Annotated in this window: 14 protein-coding genes and 1 pseudogene; 3 read left to right on the top strand and 12 right to left on the bottom strand. The window is 59.1% G+C overall.

Features of this window, described 5'->3' with window-relative positions; all coding sequences use genetic code 11:
- Window positions 1-79 precede the first annotated feature (79 nt).
- Window positions 80-493 carry a cupin domain-containing protein gene (locus J2Y90_RS20265; RefSeq protein ID WP_253502341.1) on the top strand — a complete coding sequence of 138 codons (414 nt, stop codon included), beginning with the start codon at window positions 80-82 and terminating at the stop codon, window positions 491-493.
- Between the two features lie 12 nt (window positions 494-505).
- Here the strand turns inward: J2Y90_RS20265 and J2Y90_RS20260 are convergent, their stop codons facing one another.
- The 5 genes from J2Y90_RS20260 to J2Y90_RS20240 all read right to left on the bottom strand — a co-directional run bounded on the left by J2Y90_RS20260 (window position 506) and on the right by J2Y90_RS20240 (window position 2,796).
- On the bottom strand, window positions 506-757 hold the full coding sequence (locus J2Y90_RS20260) for a hypothetical protein (RefSeq protein WP_253502338.1): 252 nt from the start codon (window positions 755-757) through the stop codon (window positions 506-508).
- Entirely contained in the window at window positions 754-1,011 is a 258-nt protein-coding gene (locus tag J2Y90_RS20255; protein WP_042606839.1) for a DUF6555 family protein, read from the bottom strand. Before J2Y90_RS20255 ends, J2Y90_RS20260 begins: the two co-directional genes overlap by 4 nt.
- A gap of 206 nt (window positions 1,012-1,217) precedes the next feature.
- Window positions 1,218-1,769, bottom strand: coding sequence for an ATP-dependent Clp protease proteolytic subunit (locus J2Y90_RS20250; RefSeq protein WP_253502335.1), 552 nt, complete (start codon window positions 1,767-1,769; stop codon window positions 1,218-1,220).
- 97 nt (window positions 1,770-1,866) lie between these two features.
- Window positions 1,867-2,151: a general stress protein gene (locus J2Y90_RS20245; protein ID WP_253502332.1), complete on the bottom strand. Its 285-nt coding sequence runs from the start codon at window positions 2,149-2,151 to the stop codon at window positions 1,867-1,869.
- Between the two features lie 468 nt (window positions 2,152-2,619).
- On the bottom strand, window positions 2,620-2,796 hold the full coding sequence (locus J2Y90_RS20240; RefSeq protein ID WP_016774938.1) for a general stress protein: 177 nt from the start codon (window positions 2,794-2,796) through the stop codon (window positions 2,620-2,622).
- A gap of 314 nt (window positions 2,797-3,110) precedes the next feature.
- On the opposite strand from J2Y90_RS20240, the gene J2Y90_RS20235 reads away from it, so the two are divergent.
- Window positions 3,111-3,278 carry a general stress protein gene (locus J2Y90_RS20235; protein ID WP_253502329.1) on the top strand — a complete coding sequence of 56 codons (168 nt, stop codon included), beginning with the start codon at window positions 3,111-3,113 and terminating at the stop codon, window positions 3,276-3,278.
- Window positions 3,279-3,342: 64 nt separating this feature from the next.
- Here J2Y90_RS20235 and J2Y90_RS20230 read toward each other — a convergent pair whose 3' ends face one another.
- The 6 genes from J2Y90_RS20230 to J2Y90_RS20205 all read right to left on the bottom strand — a co-directional run bounded on the left by J2Y90_RS20230 (window position 3,343) and on the right by J2Y90_RS20205 (window position 8,650).
- Window positions 3,343-3,573: a hypothetical protein gene (locus tag J2Y90_RS20230; protein WP_253502326.1), complete on the bottom strand. Its 231-nt coding sequence runs from the start codon at window positions 3,571-3,573 to the stop codon at window positions 3,343-3,345.
- Window positions 3,574-3,809: 236 nt separating this feature from the next.
- A complete protein-coding gene (locus J2Y90_RS20225) occupies window positions 3,810-4,847 on the bottom strand; it encodes a DNA topoisomerase IB (protein ID WP_253502323.1) in 1,038 nt (345 codons plus the stop codon).
- A 72-nt stretch (window positions 4,848-4,919) separates the two neighbouring features.
- Window positions 4,920-5,999, bottom strand: coding sequence for a molybdenum ABC transporter ATP-binding protein (modC, locus tag J2Y90_RS20220; protein ID WP_253502321.1), 1,080 nt, complete (start codon window positions 5,997-5,999; stop codon window positions 4,920-4,922).
- 3 nt (window positions 6,000-6,002) lie between these two features.
- Complete coding sequence (modB, locus tag J2Y90_RS20215) at window positions 6,003-6,683, bottom strand: molybdate ABC transporter permease subunit (RefSeq protein WP_253502318.1); 681 nt, start codon at window positions 6,681-6,683, stop codon at window positions 6,003-6,005.
- Window positions 6,684-7,451 (bottom strand): molybdate ABC transporter substrate-binding protein, encoded by a 768-nt coding sequence (gene modA, locus J2Y90_RS20210; RefSeq protein ID WP_253502315.1) that lies wholly within the window; start codon window positions 7,449-7,451, stop codon window positions 6,684-6,686. It lies immediately after the preceding gene.
- Between the two features lie 134 nt (window positions 7,452-7,585).
- A complete protein-coding gene (locus J2Y90_RS20205) occupies window positions 7,586-8,650 on the bottom strand; it encodes an NAD(P)H-dependent flavin oxidoreductase (protein ID WP_253502312.1) in 1,065 nt (354 codons plus the stop codon).
- A gap of 206 nt (window positions 8,651-8,856) precedes the next feature.
- Between J2Y90_RS20205 and acuI the strand changes: the two are divergent.
- Window positions 8,857-9,839 (top strand): annotated as a pseudogene (gene acuI / locus J2Y90_RS20200) (acrylyl-CoA reductase (NADPH)).
- Here acuI and ada read toward each other — a convergent pair.
- Complete coding sequence (gene ada, locus J2Y90_RS20195; RefSeq protein ID WP_253502309.1) at window positions 9,829-10,890, bottom strand: bifunctional DNA-binding transcriptional regulator/O6-methylguanine-DNA methyltransferase Ada; 1,062 nt, start codon at window positions 10,888-10,890, stop codon at window positions 9,829-9,831. The pseudogene acuI and the gene ada sit on opposite strands and share 11 nt — an antisense overlap.
- Window positions 10,891-10,907 lie beyond the last annotated feature (17 nt).

The following is a 10,907-nucleotide window of genomic DNA, read 5'->3' as shown; positions in this document are numbered from 1 at the left end:
GGCTTTCGAGACACATCTGCCTTACATGCCGAGCCCAAAGTAGCCCTCACACCAACACTACGTTTGAGAGGGCACCACCATGTACCGTCCACTGTTTCTGGCTTCTGCCGTTGTCTTTGCTTCCCTGACCGGCTTCGCTCATGCGGCCGATGCGCCGGCGACGAACTGGCAGAAAGGCTTGAGCCGCACCGATCTGGTCCGTCAGGACCTCGGCGCTGACAACCGTGAAGTGATTCAGGCGCGCATCGACTTTGACGCTGGCGTCAGTGCGCCTCGGCATGCGCACCCTGGCGTCGAGGTCGCCTACGTCATCAGTGGCACGTTTGAATATCAGCTCGAAGGGCAGGCGCCGGTGACGCTCAAGGCGGGCGACTCCCTGTTTATCCCGGCGGGTGTAGCGCACGTGGCGAAAAACATCGGCAACGAGAAAGGCGTCGAACTGGCCACCTACGTCGTCCCGAAAGGCGAGCCCCTGCTGATCCTCAAGCCATGATGCACGAGTCCGCTAGTTCGAGCGGGGCTTGCTCATCGCGCGCTTGATGCGCATCCAGTCCTGATAGGCCGCCGTTCGTTTCGCGTCGGCCAGAGCCTTGGCTTCACTGAAACGGGCCCAGGCCTCAGGGCTGTCGGTGTCATGCTCGATGATTCTGTAGGCCGCTTCTTCCAGCAGGTCCGCCTCGCGGAACATCGCGGCGTTTTCCGCCATCTCGTCGTCCCAGGAGCGGCCGAAACCGAATTTCAATGTGTGTTCTGTCATTTCACGTGATCCTCCTCCCAGACCAGAGGCACTGATTCTCGCCATTGCACCTCGGTCACGCCAAAGCGTTCCGCCATCGGTTTGGAAAAACGTTTCAACGGAGGCCGACCGGGGCGGGGAATGGGCGCGATTCCCGCGTCGCAACTTGCCCACTGCCACGCTTCGGCATTGTTCATGTTTTTTGTGCGAATGACGAATGACCTGGGCTTTCCATGTAACAGGTAATCGATCACGTACAAATCCGCTCCGCTCATACATTTCCTCCGGCTGTTAAGAAGAGGGATGTCTGGCGAAATGAATAATTCAGAGAAATTGACGCGGGCGGGATGACCGGCTGATTACGCAGCTCGAAGGCTGTACGCCTCGCTGAGGCTGTACAAGTTCGGCCGGCATTTCGATCGTTTTGCAGGGTATTCAGACAGGAACGCGCCCGCTACGACGCGTTATTCAGTGGGACCTTTCAGGAGTAAATGCACGAGCAGACAAAGTCCGCATGAACCTCGGTTTCTTCTACTGCCGTGATCAAACCCGAATGCAAGGCTTCTTCAGGATTGATGATGCGCGGAGCTGCGGTCAGATATTTCTCCGTCTCCAACGCGTTTTTCCCGTGACTCGTACGTTCGGCGACGATCTGCGCGTAGAGGTGCAAGTCGTAATCCAGGCTCATGGCGTATTCCGACATGCGCGAGTGATCGACTGAACCTTGCAGGTGCCAATGGAATGGGTGAAAGAGAAACTTGCTGTGAGTACAGGCGGTGCGGCGCTGGCCGGCCAGAAAAACTATGTTGCCCATCGATTCGACGGTCCCCAGATTGTGGGTATGCACTGGAATCGGCAGGGCCAGCAGGAAGTTGTACATGGTGAAGCCGTAGCTGCACTCACCGCCCATTGTGGCGATGTTGAGGATGAGTCTCGGTGCATCTTCCTTTACGGCGAGCGAGGCTTTATCGATCAATTGGCCGCAGGTCGAGGCGTTGATCGGCCCGGTAAAGTTAATGACGTGAACAGGCATGGCGATTCCCTCGGCTGGTCAGGACTCCTAAGCAATAGCTGTAATTTCGGTTGAGTGAAAGTGGGCAGGGGAGCCGAGCTCCCCTGCACCCGGCGCATCAACTGTTGCGCCCGCCACCATGGCTGTTTTGACCACCTTTCTGTCCGGCTTCAGAGGCCTTTTCCCGATCATTGGCAAAATTGCCGCCACTGCCCTGGCCGCCCTTGCTGCCGGCTTCGGACGCTCTGTCCCGATCGTTCGCAAAGTTGCCGCCACTGTTCTGGCCGCCTTTACTGCCGATTTCCTGATAGAACTCTTTGTCGTGCGAAGCCGAAGTGGCTTCACCACCTTTTTTACCTGCTTCGTTGACTGACATGCTGCCTTGTTGTTTATCCTGTGCCATTTCAAACTTCCTCATTTCTCTGTACAGGCACTTGCGAATCAAGGATGCACACACTGCGTGCCGTCATTATCCGCCAAGTACTCATATAGTTTATTGATGTCGTTTGCTTTGCTTGGTCTGGCTTGTCTTATAACTACAAGTTTGGCCGTTGTGCTAAGAAGAGCGCTCATAAGTTGGCGTTGCATCAGGTGTCCGGGAGTTTTCAGAGTTTACTGTCAATTCCCGGCGTTCATAACATTCCTGCTGAACGCTTTCCCTGTGCCTCGGACTGATCTGCTGTCGTTCAACACAAGGTGACACCGGTGGGATATCCGACCTCGTCACGTGCGAACTGCGCGCTGCTTCGGGATACACTTCCGCTCCCTTGTTTCGTTGCACTTCGCTTCGTGCGAAATCGCTTGCCATACCCATGATTGCGCTCCATCAGCTGATTTCAAAGGGCAGCGAGGCTGCCCTTGTACCGCTTACTCAGGATTTGCGACCGCCGCCGTGGCTGTTCTGTCCGCCTTTGCGGCCAGCCTCGGATGCCTTTTCACGATCATTGGCGAAGTTGCCGCCGGACGACTGACCGCCTTTCTTGCCGGCTTCAGATGCCTTTTCACGATCGTTTGCGAAGTTACCTGGATTTTTATTTCCTGTGGTCATGATAGCTCTCCGATATCAATTAACGTTTCGCTAGTTATGTCCGTTGTCGCACCGGACATCTACTCCGATTACGAGCCGGCGAAAAATGTTTTGAAAATTTTTACTCAGCCCGATGAACGGTAAGATAGTGATGAAACTTATACAACTTGTTGGTTTCTCGCCGCTTCGTATAACTTTCTAAAGTATTGAAGAGGTCCGGGTTTATTACCGTTTTGCTTCGTTTGTTCAACCGTTTGTCGGCGGGAAGTTGAAGCGTAATTCGCACGATCTAGAGTCTTTGAAGTGTATGTCACATCTATGTCGAGGATATGAACATGACCAATCATCACAAGGATCAACCGTTCGCTGAAGATCCACAAAAAATCAAGGAGGCCGGCAAGAAAGGCGGAGCTTCAGTCAACGTGAAAGTCGATCGGGCGGAGAAAGCGCGCGTCGGTGGGCAACACAGCCATGGCGGTGCGCGCACGGGCAAGGGTGACTGAGGCGCTGGAAACCAACAATCGCCGTCCTCTCTGTGCCAATGCAGAGAGGACTTCTACGCTGACTCTATCTGAACCGTGGCAGCGGCCGATCCAGCGGCTTGAGCGTCGACAGCGTCTGGCGGATCAGCGGCGCATCCTTTTCGATGTCGTGCAGCCGATCGCGGATGCGCAGTGCCGTCGGATGCCCGCCTTGATGATCAACCCAGTCGGCGATCTCTTTGCAGGCGGCTGCGAGGCGCGCCTGGCGGGCGTCGAGCAGGGTGAGGAGAGTGGTGATGGACTCTTTTTCTGACATGGAACACCTCCGTTCGCTGAAACGGCTGAGTTGCAACAAAAAGTGCGCGTGGCGCGAACCTTCAGATCAACTATAGAAGACCTGTGCGATCGTGCAAAAAATACCCAGATCAGCTCGTCGGCGAAATCCTTTTCAGGAGTGAGCCTGCTCGCGATGGCGGTGTGTCAGTCGACATCTTCATCAACTGACAGACCGCTATCGCGAGCAGGCTCACTCCTACAGGGGGTACGTGCGAATCAGGACGCCTCGGTCACTTCGCACATGCTTTCGAGAAACATCGCAAGTGCAACTTCCTCGGCGCGCAGGCCTTTGCGCACTCGCGGGCGCGGCAGTTCAGCGAGGGCGCCGAGCATGAAATGTTCGACCACGGCGGGGTGGATGTAGCACTTGCGGCACACCGCCGGTGTGTTGCCCAGCTGCTTGGCGACGTTCTTCACCGCTTCGACCACATGGCGCTTGGCTTCGGTTTCCGACTCATGCTGCAACTCGCGCAGCACCGACAAGGCCAGGGCGCTGCCCGCCCAGGTGCGGTAATCCTTGGCGGTGAACGCAGCGCCAGTGAGCTTTTGCAGATAGGCGTTGACGTCGGAAGAGGTGACGGTATGCCGTTCGCCGTGTTCATCGAGGTACTGAAAAAGGTTCTGCCCGGGAATTTCCAGACAGCGCTTGATGATTCGCGCCAAGCGGCGATCCTTGACCGTGATCTGATGTTCGATGCCGCTCTTGCCACGGAACTGGAACAGGATCGCGCTGCCGTTGACCTCGACGTGACGGCTGCGCAGTGTGGTCAGGCCATAAGAGCGATTGTCCCGCGCATATTGGGTATTGCCGACGCGGATCAGCGTGGCGTCGAGCAAGGTAATGACCGTGGCCATGACCTTGTCACGGCTGAAGCCCGGCGCATCGAGCAGCGCCTCAAGCTGGCGCCGCAGTTTTGGCAGGGCCTGGCCGAAGTCGCGCAGGCGCGAGTATTTGTCCGCATCACGCACTTCACGCCAGCGCGCGTGATAACGGTACTGTTTGCGGCCGCGCGCATCGCGCCCGGTGGCTTGCAAATGGCCGCACGGGTCGGCGCAGATCCACACATCGGTGTAAGCCGGCGGCACTGCGAGGGCATTGATGCGTTTGATTTCCTCCGGGTCGGTGATGCGCTGCCCGGACGGTTCGAAATAGACGAACTTGCCGCGCAGTTTCTTCCGGGTGATACCAGGCTGAGTGTCATCGACGTAATGCAGATCGGCGGGCAGGGCATCTGTCAGCACGGTATCGGGCATGGCGGCTTCCTTCGGTCATACGGCAGTCTGTAACTGGATTGACCGCAGGCGCCGGCCGTCGTGCCGAATGATTTACGCGAGCACCGCCACCGCCTTGATCTGCGCCCAGAGCCGCTGGCCCGGATGCACGTTCAGTTGATCCTTGGAAAACCGCGTGATCCGCGCCAGCAGCGGCGTGCCACCAGCGTCCAGGCGGATCAGCACGTGCGCACTGTTGTCAGCCGCCTGTTCGCTGACCACCGTAACCGGCAGACGATTGAGAATGCTGCTGGCGGCATCGTTGTTCAGCGCCAGACTGATGTCGCGCGCGTGTACTTTGCAGCGCAAGGCCTGACCCACGGCCATCGGCGCATGGGTGACGCGAATGTTCATTTCAGTGGCCGGCAGTTGCAGACTGAGCAATTGATAGGTGGCGTCGTAGGCGCTGACCTGGCCTTCGATGATGACCCCGGCGTCATCACCCATTGCCAGGGGCAGATCCAGACGCGCGAGGGTCTCGCCGATCGGGCCGCTGGCGAGGGCTTTGCCATCGCGGAGCAAGACCAGATGATCAGCCAGACGCGCGACTTCATCCTGCGCATGGCTGACGTACAGCAGCGGAACATCCAGTTCGTCGTGCAGACGTTGCAGGTACGGCAGGATTTCGCTTTTGCGCCGGCTGTCGAGAGCCGCCAGTGGTTCGTCCATCAGCAGCAGTTTCGGACTGGTCAGCAGAGCACGGGCGATGCCGACGCGCTGCCGCTCGCCACCGGACAGATGTTGCGGATGACGCTCAAGCAAGTGGCCGATGCCGAGCAGTTCGGTGGCCTGGTTCATGTCGACCCGGCGTTGTGACCTGGCGATGCGTTTGAGGCCAAACTGCAGATTGGCCATTACCGACAGGTGCGGAAACAGGCTGGCCTCCTGAAACACGTAGCCGAGCGCGCGTTTATGCGGCGACACGAAGATGCCGTTGGCGCTGTCCTGCCAGACCTCGTCATTGATCTGCACGAAACCTTGTTCCGCGCGCTCCAGCCCGGCGATGCAGCGCAGGCAGGTGGTTTTGCCGGAGCCGGAATCGCCAAACAGCGCGGTGACGCCACGGCCCGGCACCTGCAGATCGACATCCAGTTCGAACCCCGGATAAGCGCGTTTCAGACGTACATCAATCATCGATCAGCTCCAGTCTGCGCGGGTCTTGCGGCTGGAATACAGCGCCAGCAACACCAGAAACGAGAACACCAGCATCGCCCCGGACAGCCAGTGCGCCTGGGCATATTCCAGCGCCTCAACGTGGTCGTAGATCTGCACCGAGACCACGCGGGTCTTGTCGGGAATGTTGCCGCCGATCATCAGTACCACACCGAATTCACCGACGGTGTGAGCGAATCCAAGGATCGCGGCAGTGATGAAGCCGGGGCGCGCCAGCGGCAGGATCACGCTGAAGAAAGTGTCCCAGGGATTGGCGCGCAACGTCGCAGCGACTTCCAGCGGTCGGGTGCCGATCGCCGAAAAGGCATTCTGCAACGGTTGCACCACGAACGGCAGGGAGTAGATCACCGAGCCGATCACTAGTCCGGTGAAGCTGAACGTCAACGTGCCCAAGCCGAGCCACTGGGTGAACTGACCTAGAAACCCGTGCGGCCCCAGTGCCAGCAACAGATAAAAGCCGATCACCGTCGGCGGCAACACCAGCGGCAGGGCGACGATGGCGCCAATCGGGCCGCGCATCCACGACGATGTGCGCGACAGCCATAAGGCGATCGGCGTGCCTATTACCAGCAGGATCACGGTCGTCAGCGACGCCAGTTTCAGGGTCAGCCAGATGGCGGCGAAGTCGGCACTGGTCAGCGACATTTACAGTTGATACCCGAAAGATTTGATCACTGCCGCGGCTTTCGGGCTTTGGAGGTAATCAACCAGAGCCTTGGCGGCGGCGCTGTTCTTGCCTTTGTTCAGGATCACCGCGTCCTGTTTGATCGGATCATGCAGCTCCGCCGGGACAATCCACGCCGAACCACTGCTGACTTTGCCGTCCTTGTAGATTTGCGACAGCGCGACAAAGCCCAGTTCGGCGTTGCCGGTGGAAACGAATTGGTAAGCCTGGGTGATGTTCTGGCCTTCGACGATTTTTGCTTTGGTAGCGTCGGTCAGTTTGAGTTTCTCCAGCACCTGAGTGGCAGCGAGGCCGTACGGCGCGGCTTTCGGATTGGCGATCGAAAGGTGTTGGTATTGGTTGTTTTTCAGTACCTCGCCTTGCGCATCCACATAGCCTTCTTTCGCTGACCACAGCGCCAGCGTCCCGACGGCGTAGGTGAAGCGCGAGCCTTTGACGGTTTCGCCTTCCTGCTCAAGTTTTGCCGGAGTGCTGTCGTCAGCAGCGAGGAACACTTCAAAGGGCGCGCCGTTCTTGATCTGAGTATAAAACTGGCCGGTTGCACCATAGGCGGCGACCAGTTTGTGGCCGGTGTCTTTTTCGAAGTCGGCAGCGATGGCCTGGATGGGCGCGGTGAAATTGGCGGCGACCGCCACTTGCACTTCGTCAGCCTGCGCGGCGCCAATGCTGAAATATGCAAGGAATGAGACGAGGCAGGCAGGGGCGAAGCGTGTGGCAGCCAAGGTCATGCAAGAACTCCGTGATCGGCGGGTTGGTGCTCTGGTGGTGATAACGCCGACACACGGGCGCAATCGCTGTATACGGAAATATATAGCGATACGCCGCCAGGTGGCGAGGGAATAAATCCGCTCGCCGCATTAATTCAGTGACGGCTGAGTTTCGCCAATGCGCCCTCGGCCAGTTGCCGGGTCAGTTCAGCGCTGCCGATATCCTTGCCCAGCGTCAACGCCTGACCAGCCCAGAGATTGGCAAAGTCGGCGTCATCCTTGGCCCGCAGTGGCATCAGTGCACCGCCGGCCAATGGAAAAGCCGGCGCCTGCGCTGATATCGGGCCAAGTTCGCGCATCGCCCGATTGACAATGCCCCGTGCCGGACGGCCGGTGAAAATATTGGTGATGGCGGTCTGGCTTTCCTTGGCGGTGCGCAGGGCCTTGTGGTGCGAGGCGCTGACTTTCGCTTCAGGAGTAAACAGGTACGCCGTGCCGACTTGCACCGCCGAGGCGCCGAGCATCAACGCCGCTGCAACACCCCGGGCATCGCTGATCGCGCCAGCCGCAATCACCGGCACTTTCACCGCGTCAACCACCTGCGGCACCAGCGCGAAAGTGCCGACCTGCGTGCTCAAATCATCGCTGAGAAACATCCCGCGATGCCCGCCTGCCTCATAACCCATAGCGATGATCGCGTCGCAGCCGTGCTGCTCCAGCCAGATCGCTTCTTCGACCGTGGTGGCGGACGAAAGAATTTTCGCCCCGGTGGCCTTGACCCGATCGAGCAGGTTTTTCTCCGGCAGACCGAAATGAAAACTCACCACCTCGGGCCGGAATTCTTCGAGCACTGCACATGCGGCTTCGTCGAATGGAGCGCGGTTGGAGACCGGAGTCGGCGCGTCGAAATCGGCGCCCAGTTCGCGGTAGTAAGGTTCCAGCAGATTTTTCCAGTCACGGGCTCGCTGCTCATCAGGCGCCGGCGGCTGATGGCAGAAGAAATTGACGTTGAACGGCTTGCTGGTCTGCTGGCGAATCGTCTTCAGCTCCTCGCGCAATTGCTCGATGCTCAGCATCGCCGCCGGCATTGAACCGAGGCCGCCGGCATTGCATACGGCAATCACCATCGAAGAGTTGGTCGCGCCGGCCATCGGGCCCTGGATGATCGGCAGTTCGATACCGAGAAGATCAAGGATGCGGGTGTCTGGCCACTGGCTCATATAGCAATTCTCCGAACGATGAAACGGGCAGGGACGGCAATCGGTTTTAGCAGCAAAACCGGCTGCGGGGCCAGTCTGAAATTCTGAACATCACGTGCAGTTTTTCAGCGGCGGTGCGGGTGGCTCAGCGAAAGTCGAGTGTGGCAATGTGTTGCGATGTGCTATTTCAAGGCATGCTTTTTACAAATCATCTTCGAGAGGCCGTCATGTTCAACGCCATTCTGATCGACAAAGACGACAACGGTTATCGCGCCGACCTGCAGCAAATCGATGAGCAACAATTGCCCGAAGGCAACGTCAGCGTGAACGTGTCGTACAGCACCCTGAATTTCAAGGATGGGCTGGCGATCACCGGCAGCAGTCCGGTGGTGCGCAAGTTTCCCATGGTGCCGGGGATCGATCTGGCGGGAACGGTCGAGTCCAGTTCGCACGCGGATTTCAAGGCGGGCGATCGAGTGCTGCTCAACGGTTGGGGCGTCGGTGAAAGCCACTGGGGCGGACTGGCGCAAAAGGCCCGGCTCAACGGTGACTGGCTGATTCCACTGCCCGAAGCTTTCACCCCCTCGCAAGCCATGGCCATCGGCACCGCAGGCTACACGGCGATGCTGTGCATTCTAGCGCTGGAGCGGCATGGCGTGACGCCGGATCACGGCGAAGTGCTGGTCACTGGCGCCAATGGCGGAGTCGGCAGCTTTGCCATCGCCTTGCTCAGCAAGTTGGGATACCGGGTGGTGGCCTCTACGGGGCGGGTGTCCGAGCATGAATATCTGCAGCAACTGGGTGCTGCCGAAATCATCGATCGAGCCACCTTGTCCGAACCGGGCAAGCCGTTGGCTAAAGAGCGGTGGGCGGCGGTGGTCGATTCGGTCGGTAGTCACACGCTGGCGAATGCTTGCGCCAGCACACGCTCGGAAGGTGTGGTCGCGGCGTGCGGACTGGCCCAGGGCATGGATTTTCCGGCCTCGGTAGCGCCTTTCATTTTGCGCGGTGTGACGCTGGCCGGGATCAACAGCGTGACCCAGCCTAAAGCACGGCGTATCGAGGCCTGGGACCGACTGGCCAGGATCTGGATTTCTCCTTGCTAAAGCTGATCAGCAACGAAATCAGTTTGAGCGAAGCCCTCGAGGCTGCGCCCAAACTGCTTGCCGGGCAACTGCGGGGCAGGGTGGTGGTCGACGTCAATCGTTGAGTTCGCGCTCAAGCAACTGGCGCTTGCGCTCGACGCCCCAGCGGTAGCCGGAAAGATTGCCGTCACTGCGCACCACGCGGTGGCAGGGGATGGCCACCGCCAGGCGATTGGCCCCGCAAGCCTGGGCCACGGCGCGCATCGAAGTCGGCGCGCCAATGCGTTGCGCGATCTCTGCGTAACTGGCGGTGCTGCCTGCGGGGATCTCGCGCAGCGCCTGCCAGACGCGCTCCTGAAACGCGGTGCCGCGTATATCCAGCGGCAGGTTCAAGCCTGTCGCCGGTGCTTCGACAAATCCGACGACGCCGGCGATCAACTGTTCAAATTCGTGGTCGGCGCCGATCAGGTTGGCGTTGCGAAACCGGTCCTGAAGGTCGCAGGCCAGTTGATGCGGATCGTCACCGAGCAGAATCGCGCAGATCCCGCGTTCGCTTTGTGCCACCAGAATCGCCCCGAGCGAACATTGGCCGACGGCGAAGCGAATGTCGTTGTTCTGCCCGGCGGCGCGGTAGTCGGTGGGCTTCATCCCCAGCAGGTGATCGGCTGATTCGTAGAAACGGCTGTTGGAATTGAAGCCAGCGTCATACAGCGCATCGGTCACCGAGCCGCCGTCCGCCAACCGCGCACGCACCTTGCGCGAACGATGCGCCATGGCGTAGCCATTGGGCGTCAAGCCTGTCACGGCTTTGAATACCCGGTGGAAATGAAAAGGGCTGAGGCCAGCGCTGGTTGCGAGGCTGTTGAGCGTCGGCAAGGTCTCCGACGCCTCTATCTGACGACAAGCCGCAGCAATGATTGCTGCGCGCTGCACATCATTCTGATCCTTGCTGGCGCGTTTACTTGGCCGATATCCGGCGGCTTCAGCCAGTTCGGCGGTTTCGAAAAACTCGACGTTCTGTCGTTTTGGGAGACGTGCAAGGCTGCTCGGCCGGCAATAGACGCCGGTGGTCTTCACCGCGTAAACAAATTGCCCGTCAGCACTCGGATCGCGCGCGACCACGGCGGCCCAGCGTGGATCGTCTTCAATGCTGATCTTGTTTGAAAGTGTGTCCATGAGAGGGAATCCGTTGA

Source organism: Pseudomonas koreensis, assembly GCF_024169245.1.
Taxonomy (GTDB): domain Bacteria; phylum Pseudomonadota; class Gammaproteobacteria; order Pseudomonadales; family Pseudomonadaceae; genus Aquipseudomonas; species Aquipseudomonas koreensis_F.
This window is presented reverse-complemented; position numbering and strand designations above follow the sequence as displayed.

Bases quoted from the DNA above. Each gene is read 5' to 3' on its own strand.
- J2Y90_RS20265 (WP_253502341.1), top strand. From the start codon at position 80: ATGTACCGTCCACTGTTTCTGGCTTCTGCCGTTGTCTTTGCTTCCCTG.
- J2Y90_RS20260 (WP_253502338.1), bottom strand. From the start codon at position 757: ATGACAGAACACACATTGAAATTCGGTTTCGGCCGCTCCTGGGACGAC.
- J2Y90_RS20255 (WP_042606839.1), bottom strand. From the start codon at position 1,011: ATGAGCGGAGCGGATTTGTACGTGATCGATTACCTGTTACATGGAAAG.
- J2Y90_RS20250 (WP_253502335.1), bottom strand. From the start codon at position 1,769: ATGCCTGTTCACGTCATTAACTTTACCGGGCCGATCAACGCCTCGACC.
- J2Y90_RS20245 (WP_253502332.1), bottom strand. From the start codon at position 2,151: ATGGCACAGGATAAACAACAAGGCAGCATGTCAGTCAACGAAGCAGGT.
- J2Y90_RS20240 (WP_016774938.1), bottom strand. From the start codon at position 2,796: ATGACCACAGGAAATAAAAATCCAGGTAACTTCGCAAACGATCGTGAA.
- J2Y90_RS20235 (WP_253502329.1), top strand. From the start codon at position 3,111: ATGACCAATCATCACAAGGATCAACCGTTCGCTGAAGATCCACAAAAA.
- J2Y90_RS20230 (WP_253502326.1), bottom strand. From the start codon at position 3,573: ATGTCAGAAAAAGAGTCCATCACCACTCTCCTCACCCTGCTCGACGCC.
- J2Y90_RS20225 (WP_253502323.1), bottom strand. From the start codon at position 4,847: ATGCCCGATACCGTGCTGACAGATGCCCTGCCCGCCGATCTGCATTAC.
- modC (WP_253502321.1), bottom strand. From the start codon at position 5,999: ATGATTGATGTACGTCTGAAACGCGCTTATCCGGGGTTCGAACTGGAT.
- modB (WP_253502318.1), bottom strand. From the start codon at position 6,683: ATGTCGCTGACCAGTGCCGACTTCGCCGCCATCTGGCTGACCCTGAAA.
- modA (WP_253502315.1), bottom strand. From the start codon at position 7,451: ATGACCTTGGCTGCCACACGCTTCGCCCCTGCCTGCCTCGTCTCATTC.
- J2Y90_RS20205 (WP_253502312.1), bottom strand. From the start codon at position 8,650: ATGAGCCAGTGGCCAGACACCCGCATCCTTGATCTTCTCGGTATCGAA.
- ada (WP_253502309.1), bottom strand. From the start codon at position 10,890: ATGGACACACTTTCAAACAAGATCAGCATTGAAGACGATCCACGCTGG.